This is a genomic window from Virgibacillus dakarensis, assembly GCF_900155625.1.
GTDB classification, from domain to species: domain Bacteria; phylum Bacillota; class Bacilli; order Bacillales; family Amphibacillaceae; genus Lentibacillus_C; species Lentibacillus_C populi.
On record NZ_LT732553.1, the window covers coordinates 776,777 to 792,105 of the forward strand.

Annotated in this window: 12 protein-coding genes; 8 read left to right on the plus strand and 4 right to left on the minus strand. The window is 38.9% G+C overall.

Annotated elements, in window-relative coordinates; translation table 11 throughout:
• Positions 1–360 precede the first annotated feature (360 nt).
• The 4 genes from CZ382_RS03885 (at position 361) to CZ382_RS03900 (ending at position 5,434) form a co-directional block, all read left to right on the plus strand.
• Entirely contained in the window at positions 361–1,353 is a 993-nt protein-coding gene (locus CZ382_RS03885) for a glycosyltransferase family 2 protein (RefSeq protein ID WP_088049907.1), read from the plus strand.
• Entirely contained in the window at positions 1,301–1,675 is a 375-nt protein-coding gene (locus CZ382_RS03890; RefSeq protein ID WP_088049908.1) for a GtrA family protein, read from the plus strand. Before CZ382_RS03885 ends, CZ382_RS03890 begins: the two co-directional genes overlap by 53 nt.
• A gap of 12 nt (positions 1,676–1,687) precedes the next feature.
• Entirely contained in the window at positions 1,688–4,330 is a 2,643-nt protein-coding gene (locus CZ382_RS03895) for a YfhO family protein (RefSeq protein WP_088049909.1), read from the plus strand.
• 279 nt (positions 4,331–4,609) lie between these two features.
• Positions 4,610–5,434: an HAD family hydrolase gene (locus CZ382_RS03900; protein ID WP_088049910.1), complete on the plus strand. Its 825-nt coding sequence runs from the start codon at positions 4,610–4,612 to the stop codon at positions 5,432–5,434.
• 108 nt (positions 5,435–5,542) lie between these two features.
• Here the strand turns inward: CZ382_RS03900 and CZ382_RS03905 are convergent, their stop codons facing one another.
• Positions 5,543–6,847, minus strand: coding sequence for a S8 family peptidase (locus CZ382_RS03905; RefSeq protein ID WP_088049911.1), 1,305 nt, complete (start codon positions 6,845–6,847; stop codon positions 5,543–5,545).
• A gap of 320 nt (positions 6,848–7,167) precedes the next feature.
• Here CZ382_RS03905 and CZ382_RS03910 point away from each other — a divergent pair, with 320 nt between their 5' ends.
• The 4 genes from CZ382_RS03910 (at position 7,168) to CZ382_RS03930 (ending at position 11,457) form a co-directional block, all read left to right on the plus strand.
• Positions 7,168–8,094, plus strand: coding sequence for a phosphotransferase (locus CZ382_RS03910; protein WP_088049912.1), 927 nt, complete (start codon positions 7,168–7,170; stop codon positions 8,092–8,094).
• Positions 8,095–8,661: 567 nt separating this feature from the next.
• The gene (locus CZ382_RS03920) at positions 8,662–9,147 is read left to right on the plus strand and encodes a CBO0543 family protein (protein ID WP_088049914.1); all 486 of its coding nucleotides are present in this window, start codon (positions 8,662–8,664) and stop codon (positions 9,145–9,147) included.
• A 153-nt stretch (positions 9,148–9,300) separates the two neighbouring features.
• Positions 9,301–9,816 carry a hypothetical protein gene (locus CZ382_RS03925; RefSeq protein WP_088049915.1) on the plus strand — a complete coding sequence of 172 codons (516 nt, stop codon included), beginning with the start codon at positions 9,301–9,303 and terminating at the stop codon, positions 9,814–9,816.
• A 357-nt stretch (positions 9,817–10,173) separates the two neighbouring features.
• Entirely contained in the window at positions 10,174–11,457 is a 1,284-nt protein-coding gene (locus tag CZ382_RS03930; RefSeq protein ID WP_088049916.1) for a glycosyltransferase family 2 protein, read from the plus strand.
• A gap of 21 nt (positions 11,458–11,478) precedes the next feature.
• Here the strand turns inward: CZ382_RS03930 and CZ382_RS03935 are convergent, their stop codons facing one another.
• The 3 genes from CZ382_RS03935 to CZ382_RS03945 all read right to left on the minus strand — a co-directional run bounded on the left by CZ382_RS03935 (position 11,479) and on the right by CZ382_RS03945 (position 15,293).
• Positions 11,479–12,603 (minus strand): DegT/DnrJ/EryC1/StrS family aminotransferase, encoded by a 1,125-nt coding sequence (locus tag CZ382_RS03935; RefSeq protein WP_088049917.1) that lies wholly within the window; start codon positions 12,601–12,603, stop codon positions 11,479–11,481.
• A 2-nt stretch (positions 12,604–12,605) separates the two neighbouring features.
• Positions 12,606–13,922, minus strand: a complete 1,317-nt coding sequence (locus tag CZ382_RS03940; RefSeq protein ID WP_088049918.1) for a nucleotide sugar dehydrogenase — start codon at positions 13,920–13,922, stop codon at positions 12,606–12,608.
• A 150-nt stretch (positions 13,923–14,072) separates the two neighbouring features.
• Positions 14,073–15,293 carry a glycosyltransferase gene (locus CZ382_RS03945; RefSeq protein WP_088049919.1) on the minus strand — a complete coding sequence of 407 codons (1,221 nt, stop codon included), beginning with the start codon at positions 15,291–15,293 and terminating at the stop codon, positions 14,073–14,075.
• Between the last annotated feature and the right edge of the window lie 36 nt (positions 15,294–15,329).

Sequence of the window (15,329 nt, forward strand, 5' to 3'; positions counted from 1 at the left end):
AGAATTGAGTATATTTTACGAACAAAGGCACAAGCGCCCGTTTAGCGGCGTATATGCTGCGCCCTGCCAAGCAGGGTGGTTCGGTGTTGCCGCGCAAAGCGGCGGTTTTAACCGAACATTCCTACCGTAGGAGATAAAGGAAACATGCCCCTGCAAAAGGGGTAGACGTGAGTTGGACGCAAAGTCCGCTTTTAGTCGGCCTTCCTTCTTACCCGAGTCGATGTTGACTTATCGTACGGAGGCGAGGGAAGTCCACTACAGCTTTAGTGCTGGAGCCGGACGTGGCTTACTCTGCTGAGAGCAGAATAGAGCCTAAATTTATATGCTTTCTTATCTTACCAAGTAAAAGAAGGTGCAGTAATGAAATCTGGTCTCATTTCGATCATCATTCCCTCTTTTAATGAAGCAAGTAACATTGAACTTATTTATAAAGCGTTGGATAAGGAATTTGCAAACATCCATTATGATTATGAAGTTCTTTTTATTAATGATGGCAGTACGGATGATACGTTACATTATATTAAAAAGCTGGCATCCAATAACCCAAGGGTAAAATATATTTCGTTTACAAGAAATTTTGGTAAAGAAGTAGCGCTGTTGGCCGGTTTTCAACATGTTAATGGTGACGCAACGATCGTTATGGATGCAGATTTGCAGCACCCCTGTTCGTTGATCAAACCGTTTATTAAAGGATTCGAGGAAGGGTATCACCAGGTAATTGCAAAGCGGAACAGGAAAGGCGACGGTCGAATCCGTTCCTGTCTCTCTTCTCTTTACTATTGCATTATCAATAAAATTGTCGAGGTAGATCTGCGAGATGGAATTGGTGATTTTAGACTATTAAGCCGCAAAGCAGTTGAGGCGCTTCTCATGTTAAACGAAGGAAATCGTTTTTCCAAAGGGTTATTTTCCTGGATTGGTTTAAATCAAAAAATTATTTATTATGATAATGTTGCACGACAAAACGGCAAGTCAAAATGGTCATTTTCGAAATTATTTAATTATGGAATTGATGGTGTCATTTCATTTAATAACAAACCACTTCGACTTTGTTTTTATACAGGGGCTTTCATTTTATTACTGTCACTAGTTTATATCTTTGTTAATTTAATCATGATTATCAGGGATGGCATTACGGAACCGGGCTACTTTACGACCATTTCCGCGGTGCTTTTCCTTGGTGGGGTTCAATTGCTCAGCCTTGGTGTGATCGGTGAATATATCGGCAGAATTTATTATGAAACAAAAAAACGGCCTCATTATCTCATTCAGGAAACAAATATAAATAACGGAGAAAACAATGAAAGTAATCAGCAGAGAGTTTATAAAATTTATCCTGGTAGGGATCATTAATACAGCTAATTATTATATCGTCTACTTATTTTTACTTACGATTTTGGAAATCAATTATATGATGGCTCATATCTGTGGCTTCCTGATTAGTTTCATCATTTCATTTTTCCTGAATTCCTATTTTACGTTTATGGTGAAACCAACGTTATCGAAGTTTTTGCAATTTCCTTTGACTCAAGCTTTTAATGTAGCCGTTTCCTCTTTATTTATGTATGTGTTTGTTGAGCATTTCCAAATGGATAGTACAATCGCGCCAATCCTGTCTATTTTTATTACTACTCCACTTACTTTTATAATAACGGGAAAAATCTTAAAAAAATAACGGGGATTTGATATGAAAAAAAAACGTAACCTTTCCATCCTTTTTGGAGCAAGCCTTGTTCTTGCAATCCTTGCCCATCTGTTTTTTTTGAAGGAATGGACCCAAGGGCAATACATGGTAGGGCCAAATGACGGCTTGCAGCAGATGATGACATTCAAAAAGCTCCTTTATGAGCAATATACAAGCGGAAATTTCTTTTACGCGTATCAATATGGTTTAGGTGGCGGGACATACAGTCAATTAGCCTTTTACTTCTCGACGTCATTTGTATTCATCATCACTGCAGTTATTGTTTTTTTATTGGAATGGATTCACCTGATTGAAACACCGGATATTGTTTTTTGGGCTAAGGCAGCTGTTTTTATAAGCATCTGCCGGTTAACACTCATTATTTTTATGACGACATATGTTTTTCGCTATATGAAATGTAATTGGCTGTCTGCGTTTATCGGGGCCGGTGTATATGGTTTATCTATTATGTATTACCGTCACGTAACGTATTGGGAGTTTTTTTCTGACGCGTTTCTCTGGGTTCCGTTGCTTGTGTTTGGCGTGGAAAAAATCATCCGTGAGGGACGGGTCGGATGGTTTATTGTTGCTATGGCAATAACGCTTTTTAACAATTTTTACTTTGCTTATGTCAATATCATTTTTATTGTCATTTATATTATATTTAGATGGCTTATTCAATTGGAGTCGAATGAAACAAGCAGACGGAGTCAATTAAAATTATATGTCAGTGGTGGACTGATCAGCTTTGGTATAAGTGCGGTGGCATTTATTCCTGCTGTTTATGGTTTTTTAAACAATTATCGACCATCCTATCCTTACGCCATTAAAAGCTTCGATTTTTCGGATAATATTTTATTTTTAAGTGCTTATGTTATTGTGCCTGCCCTTGTTTTACTTTTTCTTTTTACATTTTCCTTATATAAAATGAAAACTTTCCGATTGTTTGCCATCATGAGTGCTGTATTTATTCTTTTTCACTTTAGTCCGTTCGTGGCAAGTGCATTTAATGGTTTTTCTGCACCTCAATATCGCTGGGAATACCTGCTGTCATTCACGATGGGCGGAGCTGTTGCGGTAGGGTTGCAATATGTAAACAAGATAAGCAAGAAAGGAATTGGGCTATCAAGTATTATTGTGATCAGCCTTTATCTTGTTGTTTGTTATCTCGATGAGTCACTGCACATCGCTTCTTTTCCGGTCATCTCCATATTATGTCTGCTAATTGCAACCATTACACTACTGTTTCTTTTTATTTGGAAGCGAAACAGGCCAAGGTATCTCTTATTACACATTGGGGTTTTACTTACCTGTGTTCTGCTCGCCAATGTTTATCAATACGCTATTTCAGAGGCGGGATCAGTTCAGAAAGTTACCAAAAGCTATTTGCTCAGTGATCGATATAATGGAAAAGAACAACGTGAATTGTTGCAAAAAGTGAAAGAACAGGACGCTGGTTCCTTTTACCGGATTGATTGGAAGGTCGGTTACTTAAATAACACCCCCATTGTTCAAAACTTTAATGGGATAAGCGCCTATTCAAGTATTCTGAACCAAGATATTCTGTTTTTCTACCTGTATGATTTAAATATTGACATGGGCCGGGAAAGTGTCAGCCGTTATGCGACACTGGGAAATCGAGCAAACTTGTACAGCCTGTTTCAAGGCAAATACATGATACGGGAAAAAGGCAACCCAGCGAGTGTTCCGTATGGTTTTAAAGAATTAATGGAATCGGAACACTATACTGTATATCAAAATTCAAATGTATTGCCATTTGTACGCACAACAAAGCAAGTCTTTTCTGAAAAGGACCTGAAAAATACTCCTGTTTTAAAAAGAGAACGTGCCATGCTCGAAGGGGTTATTGTAGCAAATTTGGACCGAACAAACGCTAACCTGCGTGATGTACCTAACATCATAAACAAGACATCGATTGAAACGGTTGGTGCATCATTTAAAAACAATAAACTGTCCGTCAATGAAAAAGAGGGAGGAATTGATCTTATTATCGATAAACCTGATATGGCTACAAGGGATTATTACGTCAGCTTTCATCTTGAAAGTTTGGCCAAAAGTCAAGGGTTTGCGTTAAAAGTAAATGACTACAGGACAACCCGCAAGCATAATCAATCCATCTATAAAACCTTTGTAGATGATCTAGTTATTCGTGTTCCAAAAGCAAATAAGATTTCGATCCGTGTACCAAAAGGAAAGTACATTTTGCGAGACCTTGCATTGTATAAAGAAAATTATCATACATTGGAAACTGCAAAAAAAACCGCAACAAAAAAGTCACAGGTGAACTGGGTCGATAATAAATTAACGATAACCTATAATAACCAGAACAATGATCGCTATATGATGCTGCCGATTCCATTTGAAAAAGGGTGGGAGTTAAGCATAAATGATGAACAGCAACCATTGAAAAAAGTGAATTATGCGTTCCTGGGGTTTCCTATAAAAGATGGGATCAATGAGATTAAATTAGTATATTACCCGCCATTTTTCAAGATCTCTTTAGCGGTGACATTGATAAGTATCCTGCTGACCCTTTTAATTATAAGACGAGGAAAGGGTAAGAAAGAACAAAGGCGCAAGCGCCCGATTAGCGGCGTATGTGCTGGACTGAGCCGTAGGAGATAAAGGAAACACGACGACCGGAGGGAGTCGATGTTGACTTATCGTACGGAGGTGAAGGAAGCACACTAGCCGCTGGGCGCTGGAGCCGGACGTGGCTTATCCGGTTATTAAGTTATCCACAGCCGCAAAATTTTATAATTTCCTAGACGACAAGAAAGGAAATAGTGATTATAATGAAGGCTATATTTCCTTTCCCATACTTATTTTTGTAAACATAACAGGAAACAGCGCAGCTTATAGCGAATTATATAAGTAAGAATGGGTATGAAAGGGAGCTGGAAAATGGTAAAGGCAATTTTATTTGATTTGGACGATACATTGTTATGGGATAAGAAAAGTATTAAAGAAGCGTTTAAAGCTACATGTGAACTGGCAAAAGCAAAATATCATATCGACTCAGGTCTGCTGGAGGAAAAAGTGCGGGAAAATGCCCGTGAATTGTACGCCTCTTATGATACATATGCTTTTACCAAGGATATTGGCATCAATCCTTTTGAAGGACTTTGGGGAAATTTCGCTGATGAAGGAGAATCGTTTCGTAAATTAAAGGCAATTGTTCCGACATATCGGCGGGAATCATGGACCTGTGGCTTGAAAGCAATGGGGATTGATGATTCCAGTTTCGGGGCTAGGCTCGCGGAAACATTTCCAACGATGCGTAAGAAAATGCCATTTGTTTTTGAAGATACGTACACTGTACTGGATCAACTAAAAGGTAAATACCAGTTGCTGCTGTTGACAAATGGTTCTCCGGATTTACAGCAAACTAAGCTGGGTTTGACACCAAAATTGGCAACGTATTTTGATCATATTGTAGTTTCCGGTGCTTTTGGTAAGGGCAAACCGGATCCAGCCATTTTTAATTATGCCCTAAAACGACTTGCCGCGAAGAAAGAAGAAGTGATCATGGTAGGGGATAATCTTATGACTGATATCCTTGGAGCATCAAGGGCAGGGGTTGATTCTGTCTGGGTAAATCGTAATGGTGGCTTAAAACAAGGGGAAGTAATGCCGACCTATGAAATAGCTGATTTGGAAGGGCTTTTGCCGATTGTAGAGGGCTTGCAATCAGGTAAATTGGCTAAGCACTCGGTGCGGCAATGCTGATCAATATGCAAAGGTATTAAAAAGAAAACCCATTTCGGCACAGCAACAAGGAAATTATATGACGAAAAAAACGGCCTCCATTTAAATGAAGGCCGCTAATACCATAATTTACTTCGCCTCACTAACCTCAAGCTGGTTATGGGCATAATTTTGCGCCATTGCGACTGCATTTTTTGCTTCAATATATCCCCAATGATCATCAAACATTGGTGGGGCAGTAGTTTGCAAAATGCTCTTTACATCGTTTGGGCTAAGTGCAGGATTTGCCTCAAGCATCAATGCGACAACACCTGCACATATTGGGGTTGCCATCGACGTACCGGATAGCTGCAAATAATAGTCGTCGATAATTTGTTCCGGCACTTGTTTTTCCAACTCTGAATCTGGTGCCAGCAGCGAAATTATATCGGTCCCGGGTGCATAAATATCAGGCTTAATCAGTGAATCAATTGTAGGTCCTCGGCTGGAATAATCAGCAATTTCGTCGTCGGAACGTGACTCGGTATTTTGATCCACTGCTGATCCAACAGTGATAATGAACGGATCGATTGCTGGCGTACTGATTGTCATAGGCTTTGGTCCGTCATTCCCGGCAGCAGCACAAACAACAATTCCTTGATGCCATGCTTCTTGAGCTGCTTGGGCTAACGGGTCATCCCGATAGGATTCATAAGCCTCGGCACCTAAAGAAAGAGAAATGACCCGGATGTTGTAGTCTTCTTTATGTTGTATACACCAGGAAATGCCTTTTATAATGGTCGATAATCTGCCGCTTCCATTCTGATCCAGCACTTTTACCCCAATTAGCGATGCTTCTGGTGCGGGACCAGTATATTTTCCGTCTGACTGATAGCCATCACCCGCTGCATCGCCAGCGCAATGCGTTCCATGTCCATTATCATCATATGCTTCTTTATTATCATTAATAAAATCTTTAAAAGCAACAATACGATTCGCTTGCTTTGTTAAATCATCATGAGGAAAAATTCCTGTATCAATTATGGCAATGCCAACGTCTTTTCCAGTAAAACCGGACTGTTCCTGTACGTTAATTGCACCAATTTGTTCCGTAGCAATGTCAAGCAGGGCTGTAACTTGACGATCGTAAAAGATCCGATCAATTGCTTCATGATCTTTGATTTTCCGTATCATTTTTGGTGTAAGATGACCACAGACCGTATTGTCCATTCCCAAATCATTGCCAATCTTGTTGTTCGCTTCCTGATGACAGGTTTTTATAAGATCATCCACCTTGCTCCTTTCCATGCTCTTCGCAAAATAAACAATAACTGGGATGTTCTCGTCGTCTGTTTCATAAGGATCTTTTTTTCGTTTGTACCGTAGTTCTTCCACTAATCCAGGATCCAGTTTCCGGCCGGCTTCATCATACCATACTCTTTTTCGACTGCTCATTTTGTTTCCTCCTTGTGATTTTATATTTTTAAAATCTACTTGCGAAACAACAATGATGTTGAACAAGGTATGCTAACCATCATCTGGGCTGTCCATTCACATATCTTGTTCGTTTTCTAAGAGTTTGCCAATCTGATAGGTGATGATTCATTTGATACTAGCATAGCAGGCCTGGACAAGGTTAACAATATGCCGAATTAATCAATTTTTTAGAAAAGTATCATGTTACTTTAAAACTAGAATTTGTAAAGTGGTTAGGTTGAAATGTCTGAATCTTGTAGTAATATAATTACTATAGACTTATAAAAAGGGGGATTAAGATGAATGCAAAGGATATAGTAAAACGATTTGGTTTGCAGATAAAAGAGGAACCAGTAAGTATCTATCCTTTTTCGCCCGTTTTTCGTGTCCCTTATCAAAAGGGAGATGTCATTGTTAAGCGAACGCAAAGGCGTGCAAAATGTTTGACAAACTATACCACCTCAATAAAAGAAAACGGGATTCAGGTCGTAACCCCTGTCCCGCTGGCTACAGCAAATCCGCAAAAAATCGGTAATGATACATATGTCGTTTATCCGTTCATCAAGGGGTTTACCTATTCCGGTAAAGACCAGGAAATTGTAGAGGCAGGTGAATTACTGGGACGTATTCATTCTTTGTCTCCAAAGGAAAACACGTTTTCTTTGGCAGAATATGATGTCTTTGATTTTACGGACGACGAAGTAGAAGAAAGTATGCAAGATATTGAACGTAGTGCCGAACAACATAACATTATTATCGACAGCATGGAATTAAAACAAAAGCTGCTGGAAATCGTCAGACAACAAAATAATTTTAAAAACAGCAATTTGCCGTCTATTGCAACACCACACGATTTCAAGGCAAATAACCTGATTTATACACCAGAACCCTATTTAATTGATCCCGATAATGCAATATGGATTCCCCGTATTTTTGACTTGGCATTAGCCCTTTTGTTATTTCATAATGAACTGTCGACTGCCCCGGATACAATCTTTACACCTCGGCAATGGAAGCTTTTTCTGAATGGATATAAGGCAAACGTCCAGTTGACCAATTTAGAAAAGCAATTCTGGCAAGAAGCAATTGAGCATGTCTTTTTAGATGAGGTGATGTGGCTGATGGCTGATGTTGAGGAGGATTGGGAGAGAGTGGAGCAGCGAAAACTGTTTGAAAGTTTGATAAAGATGTTGATGGATCCAGTTGATTATGGACTTGATATGTAGTATTGAATAAGATTGTTCAATACTAGGATATTCTCCTTCTGCATAATTTGCATTTAATTACAACCTGGATTCCCGGTTTTTTATACCTAGGCGCTTGAAACCCTTAATAACACTGGATTCTTCATTTGGCTCCATAGGTATAAATTAACCTATGTGTTGACGAAAATAATTCAAGGATCCTTTATTTATACGGCTTTAAAGAATCCTAGGTATAATTTTCCGGGAACCCAGGTTACAAAGATAACTAGCAAAAAAGTTAACGGAGGTTTTTTGATGGAACAGGGAAAACAAATAAGACTAACCCCAGGAGAAACATCACAGGGTGCTGTTTTACATTATGGAGGATATGGCTGTAAAGGATATTGCTATTCAGGAAATCACCACTATAAATGATAATCTAAGGATGTACACACCACAGATTTACGCTTATCTTTCGTATCCATATTCCATTCTTTTGACTTCATACAACGATACAAACACTATGTTATTCATACTGTTCCTTCTTATTGGGCATATTATGGAATGATCAACAAGTAAAAATGATCCAAGTAAGAAAGGATTGTCATCATGGAAAAAATTATTTTACGAGGATTTTTTGCATTGGGGCTCGGTCTGTTACCTATTTTATTTAGGAAGCCTTCAAAGAATTTGCTGATCACTTTCTTTTTGACTGGGTTTTTAGCGAATTTACTTGATGAATTTATGGTCAAAACCCGTCGAGTAAAGTATCCTGTCCGGCTGTTTAAACGATTTAGTGATAAAAGCATCTTGTTTGATTTTTTAATGCTACCCATTGCCTGTACGCTTTTTATAAAAGCAACATCAAAGTCGAAATGTTCTTCCATTATTGGTAAAGCATTTTTATTTAGTGTACCGATGACTGCTTTTGAATGGTTGTTGGAACGAAAAACGCGTCTCATTCGATGGATTCGATGGTCCGTAGTACATAATCTCATTTCGCTTACGCTTTATTTTCTTGGGGCACGCGGCTTTATAGGGGGTATCAATACGTATTCAGGAATGGACTTACTAAATAAAGAGGATGATGATTAGACATGTAAGCCTAAATAAGCTAGTAAAGAAGCTGCAGATATAGCTTCCCCCGACAACAGCCAAAGATGATCTCTATTGATGTAACGATCCTTAAACACAGAACTATGGATAGCGACATTACTTTGAATGAGGCATAGCGATAGAAGGGATTGTATGAAACCGAATAAAGAATATAAATCTCCTGTGGCAGCTTTATTGTGGTCGATCATAATGGCTGGTTTCGGCCAGTTTTATAACGGACAGTATTTTTTTGGTACACTGCTTTTAATATTGGAAATTGTTTTTAATGGTTTTTCCAGTTTAAATATGTCTATTCTTCATTCTTTTCATGGAGAGGCACAAAGGGCTCATGATATTTTCGATCATCAATGGGGGTTATTTTATCCGTCTACGTATGCTTTTTCAATTTGGCATGCTTATAACAAAGCAATTATTATAAATTATCAGCAAGAGGAGAAAGATCCTCCTAAAGAGACGTACTTAACGGGTTTTTTTATTGCATTTGTCGTTGGGATGAATGTTGGCGTTTATTATCACCACTACTTCCTCGTCCATATCCGGTTTTTTACATTCTTATCCAGTCCTATATTCAATGGGCTTCTTTTTGGAATTATTTGCGGTATCGTTGGGCACTTTTTGGAAAAGTACATAAAACATAAATGGAATTAAATCAAAGACAGGTTACTATAGCAACATTAGATTTTCCTACCCATGTTACAAGTTGCAGGTGGATTTGACCAATTTGGAAAAGTGATACTAGCAAAAAGCAACCGCGATGTCTTTTTAGGTGACAGATGTAGAAGAGAATTAGGAAAGGGGGTAGCAATGAAAACTGTTTGCAAGTTTGATTGAGATGTTGAGTGATTCAACTGATTATGGCTGACATGTAGTTCCATCCCTGCGCACCAAACGTTAAACCGACTTTTCCATATAGAGGGGGCTCTTATCGGAACGCCTTTTGATAAGGAGAATACAATAAAATGTATACGGTTTAGCTAAAACGATGTAGAAGAGGGAGTTTTATAATTGAAAGACATTACTGCTATTCTTGTTCAATATACCGATCAGGCATTATTGCAAAAGGCGCTCGTCTCTTTAAAAGAAATACGCTCCAGGTTGGAATCCATTATCATTGTCCAAGCGCAAAATAGTTCCTTCCAAAATCAACAAAATTGGTTTGAGCAAGTTCAGCTTGTTACAATCAAAAATAACGACCTTGGGGAAACCTTGAATACGGTTATTGACGGGGTAACAAGTCCATATGTGTTATTTCTTCATGATTCAGACTACCTGACTGCTAACATTAATGATGGATCCCTCCACATCCCAAACAAAAAAGCGATTTTAGCAACACTACATTGTCATCGCAACATTGTTACCCATTGGCCATTATTAGTCCCCACAGTGTTGCTAAAACAGGAACGTTTTATGTCCAGCTATCAGCTGCCTTTTAAGGAGGCACTTTTACCTGCTTGGCTTAGCAAAATGGACACTGCCTTTATAATTAAGAAGGAAGGTATCATCAAACAAGCAAGGAAAAATAATGCTGCAAATACAATAGAGAAGCAGCAATTTATCCAGAAATATCAGCAACAAAAAATAAAAACGGATCACCCGGCCATTACTGTTTTGCTAGCAAATTATAATATGAGGAAATATGTAGAAACAGCTATTGCTTCCTGTTTCATGCAAAGTGAACAACCTCAACAGGTTCTAGTCATGGACGATGGATCAACGGATAATTCACTTGAACAACTAAAGCGCTGGGATAATGGAAAGCAAGTGCTTGTATTTCGTAAAACAAATGAGGGAAAAGCAAGGGCATTAAACGATTTGTTACCGCATGTTACATCTGATTTTATATTGGAGCTTGATGCTGATGATTGGCTTGATCCTGACGCCATTTCTGTTATAAAGCAAAATTTATCAGACCTTCCGAACGATGTTTCGGTGTTGTACGGCAATTTGCGGAGATGGAAACAGTTAAAAAATGAAGTGGATGTACTTTTTAAAGGTGTTGCCAAAGGAAAAGCTGTCAATGGCCTAAACGATTTGTTAGGGTATCGTTTTCCCCTTGGTCCTCGAATATACCGAACATCGTTTTTACAAAAGGCAGGGGGATTTCCTGTCATCACTTTTGAAAATGGCAGGCTGTATGAAGATGTAAGTGTATTATGCCGTTTAATAAAGGATTCCCGATTTAGCTACCGTGACTTTACCGTGTACAACATACGGGAACATCAGGATAGCATTACGAAAATCAACAATAAGAAGTGGAATGACTTTATAAAATCAATAGTCATTGACTGAGGAGAACAATGGATATGTGTTTTACCCATTGTTCTCGGCAAACTTTTTGACTACTGAAATAATATAGTCCTGTTTCTCAACGGAAAGGGTGGGGGAAATTGGCAACGCTAATATTCTTTGAGCTGCTTTTTCGGCAATCGGGAAATCACCCTTCTGATAGTCAAGATAGTGAAAAGCCTTTTGCAAATGCAGCGGAATCGGATAATAAATAGCGGAGGCGATGCCGTTATTATTTAGTTCCTTTGCAAGCTCATCCCGTTTGTCTAATTCGATACAGTACTGATGGAAGGTGTGCCTTCGATTTTCCGGGATAGCTGGTGTTTTAAAAAGATTGTTGAAGCTGTGCGTGTATCTTCTGGCGATTTCTATTCGCTTATGCAAATAGGAGTCTAAATAAATAAATTTGGTAAGCAAAATTGCTGCCTGAAATTCATCAAGCCGGCTGTTCATACCAATTGCTGCATGATGATATTTCTGTTCGCTCCCATGATTCCTGAGTATATTTATTTTTTCATACCATACCTTCTGATTTGTTGTGACAAGCCCGCCATCACCAAATGCACCGAAATTTTTGGACGGAAAAAAGGAGAAACAGCCGATGTCCCCAATTGCGCCTGCTTTTTTTCCATGGTACTCGGTTCCAAAGGCTTGACAGGCATCCTCGATGACATACAAGTTATTGTCACTTGCAATTCGCTTTATTTCCTGCATATTAGCCGCCTGCCCGAATAAATGAACGACCATAATTGCTTTTGTATGATGGGTTATTTTTTCTTCCAATTTTTCGGGGTCAATGTTGTAAGTGGTTTCCTCAATATCAACAAACACCGGTTTTGCCCCAGTTTGTGCAATTGCCTCGGCAGTCGCAAAGAAGGTAAATGGGGTGGTGATGACCTCATCTCCTGGTCCAATATCTAATGCTTTTAAAGCTAATATAAGGGCATCGGTACCATTTCCTACTCCAAGACTATAAGATGTTCCTAAATAGCTGGAGGTTACCTCTTCCAGTTTTTTCCCCTTTTCCCCTAATATATATCCGCCACTATTTAAAACCTCGGTTAATTCGGTTAAGAGGGGATTTCTTAACAATTTAGCCTCTTCTTTCAAATCAACCATTGGTATCTGTTCAAATTTATTATTTTGCATGTTTAATTCATCCCTTTACTTGCATTTCCGATACTTTGATAATCAATGCCCAACGTGGTAATCTGTTCTTTGTTTAGTTTATTTCTTCCATCAAAAACCAGCTGACAGTTGCTAAATTGCCTAAACCCAAGATCGGCGTATTCTGAATGAAAGGCTTGGAGAATCACTACATCTATTTTGGAAACAACAGGATCATCCAATGATAACGGACGAACACCAAATTCGGTAATTTCATGATCGGAAAACTGTGGATCATTTACGAAAAGATTTGCATTTCTATCTTGCAGTAAATCAATTAATAACAATGTGGTAGACTTGGTTGGCTCCTTGACATTTTCCCGATAGGATAACCCTAAAATAAGCACATTTTTATTCGTCAGGGATCCGAGCTCTTTTTCAATTTTTAAAATTGCATCATTTGCCATGTTATCATTGATTTGTCGTGACAGAGTCGTTAGCCCCTGGTCTAAGCCTTTGTTGATAAAAAAGTAGGGATAAATTGGGATACAGTGTCCGCCAACCCCAATACCAGGGGAATGTATATGTGAATAGGGTTGACTATTGCTAGCTGCGATCACTTCTGAGATATTCACTCCTTTTTCATCGGCAAACTGGGCAAGTTCATTTGCGAGTGCAATATTCACATCACGATACACACACTCTGCTACCTTGGCGAATTCTGCCGTTTCCAATGAACTTACTTTGATTAATTCGCCACGAAGTGTTTTTTTGTAAAAGTTTGCAGCAAGTTCAACACTTTTCTCGTTAATTCCGCCAATGATTTTCGGATAGTGCTGTAAATCTTCAATAATTCGATTGGAGTAAACTCTTTCGGGACTATAAGCAAGATAGAAGTCCTCGCCTAAACGCAATCCGGCAACTTCCTCTATTTTTTTTCCGAACCGATTTTGTGTATCCCCTGGTGGAAGTGTTGTTTCAAAAATGACTAACGAGCCTTTTTTGATCCCCCTGGCTATGTCTTCAACCGCTTGATCAATAAAGCGGTAATCGGTATTATTTTGCTGATCAATTAATACGGGAACAATCACAACAATTATATTTGCTTGGGAAACGGCTTCTGTGCTTTTGGTCGTAGCCGTTAATGTTTTATCTTTATGCGCATTTGCGACTAGCTGATCTAATCCTGGCTCATTGTTAATATGGGATCTGCCTTGATTGACAGCATTTACGACGTCATTGTTAATATCTGCACCAAAAACATGGCATCCATGATTGGCAAACACAGCAGCTAATGGCAGCCCAATCTTGCCGAGCCCGATAACTGCCACATTCGACAGTGACTGGCTTTGATCTATCATTCTATTTCAACCTCATTTCTATGATCGTAACAAATTTATTAACAGTTTATGTAGTTGAAAAATAAAATGATTGGACTGTTTTGTTGGGGTGTAGCTTGATTTATTGACAATATCAAGTAAGTTTTACGAGCCGGGTAGTATATGTATACGTTATTGCTTAAATCGGCTGTAAATGGAAAACAGCTTTTTTTCCATATGTCCCCAGCTGAAATGTGTTTCCATTATCTTGCGGGCATTTGTACTCATTTTGATAATTTCCCTGCGATTGCTGTGAAGCTCGCTCAGTGCATGAGCATAATCAGCAGCTGTTGCCTGCTGTTTTTTGACTATATAGCCACAATGATAGGTTTGGATGAAATTTTCCATATCCTTGCATTGGTTAACCAGTACGGGTATGCCATTATTCAAATAGCTGAAGAATTTATTTGGCATAGCATAGCGATTATTTAGGGAATATCCCGCATCCAGATCGATCCACCCAATATCAACGTCTTGCATAGCTTTCGGAATGGCATCATAATTTACCCATCCAGTAAATTCCACTTTGCTTTCTAACCGAGAAGGAACAGGATGGGCCTTATCTTTGGCTGGATTTTTTCGTCCGCCTATAATCCTTACTCTCAGGTCAAAGTCCTTGTTACACGTTTCGGCAATATTCATCAGCTTTTTAAAACTCCCACGTTTCGCATTGAGTACACCTTCAAATCCGATGAGCAGATCCTTTCCTTTGCCTTGACCTGGGTTATATTCGGATGTTAATGGCGGGGAATTATAGATTACTTCAACCGGAGTCTTGGGGTTTATCGAATGAAACCATGATTTAATCGATTCGGATACCGTAATCACGTAGTCTACCTCTTTTAACATATACGCAAGCATTTCACGTTTCAGCTTTTGTGTGCTTTGCGCCTGTTTAACCAGCGGGTCTGGTTCTAATTCATGGCTATCGTAGATTAATTTGCAGTTCTTCCCTTTTGCTGTTAGGGCACGCTTTATTCCGACGCCAGAATAAAGTGAGAAAAATTCATGAGCATGATAGATATCTGCCTGTTGCTTTATTCCCAATTGTGTTAACGGATCATTAAAACGTGAATCGCTTCCAGAACGGAGATTGTGATGCAGACCTTTGATATTTTTTTCTGGATCTATCTGTTCATAAGTAACCACTTTAATACCTTCATGAAAAAACGTAGGGGAGCGAAAACGGTCGTGAAAGATAGTTCCATCTACGTCAAACAGGTAACCATCTTTTCTGGGCACAATCATTGTTACCCGATAACCTCGTTTGTTAAGACTTTTGGCTTCCTTTTTAAAAATTCGTGCGTCTAAAAAAGGATGTTCCGATACAAGAATACAAACATTTTTAGGCATTATGATCCTCCAACTCACGCTTTACGTTTTTCCTGC

Coding starts and splice junctions, on each gene's coding strand:
- CZ382_RS03885 (WP_088049907.1), top strand. CDS start 361: ATGAAATCTGGTCTCATTTCGATCATCATTCCCTCTTTTAATGAAGCA.
- CZ382_RS03890 (WP_088049908.1), top strand. CDS start 1,301: ATGAAAGTAATCAGCAGAGAGTTTATAAAATTTATCCTGGTAGGGATC.
- CZ382_RS03895 (WP_088049909.1), top strand. CDS start 1,688: ATGAAAAAAAAACGTAACCTTTCCATCCTTTTTGGAGCAAGCCTTGTT.
- CZ382_RS03900 (WP_088049910.1), top strand. CDS start 4,610: ATGGTAAAGGCAATTTTATTTGATTTGGACGATACATTGTTATGGGAT.
- CZ382_RS03905 (WP_088049911.1), bottom strand. CDS start 6,847: ATGAGCAGTCGAAAAAGAGTATGGTATGATGAAGCCGGCCGGAAACTG.
- CZ382_RS03910 (WP_088049912.1), top strand. CDS start 7,168: ATGAATGCAAAGGATATAGTAAAACGATTTGGTTTGCAGATAAAAGAG.
- CZ382_RS03920 (WP_088049914.1), top strand. CDS start 8,662: ATGGAAAAAATTATTTTACGAGGATTTTTTGCATTGGGGCTCGGTCTG.
- CZ382_RS03925 (WP_088049915.1), top strand. CDS start 9,301: ATGAAACCGAATAAAGAATATAAATCTCCTGTGGCAGCTTTATTGTGG.
- CZ382_RS03935 (WP_088049917.1), bottom strand. CDS start 12,603: ATGCAAAATAATAAATTTGAACAGATACCAATGGTTGATTTGAAAGAA.
- CZ382_RS03940 (WP_088049918.1), bottom strand. CDS start 13,922: ATGATAGATCAAAGCCAGTCACTGTCGAATGTGGCAGTTATCGGGCTC.
- CZ382_RS03945 (WP_088049919.1), bottom strand. CDS start 15,293: ATGCCTAAAAATGTTTGTATTCTTGTATCGGAACATCCTTTTTTAGAC.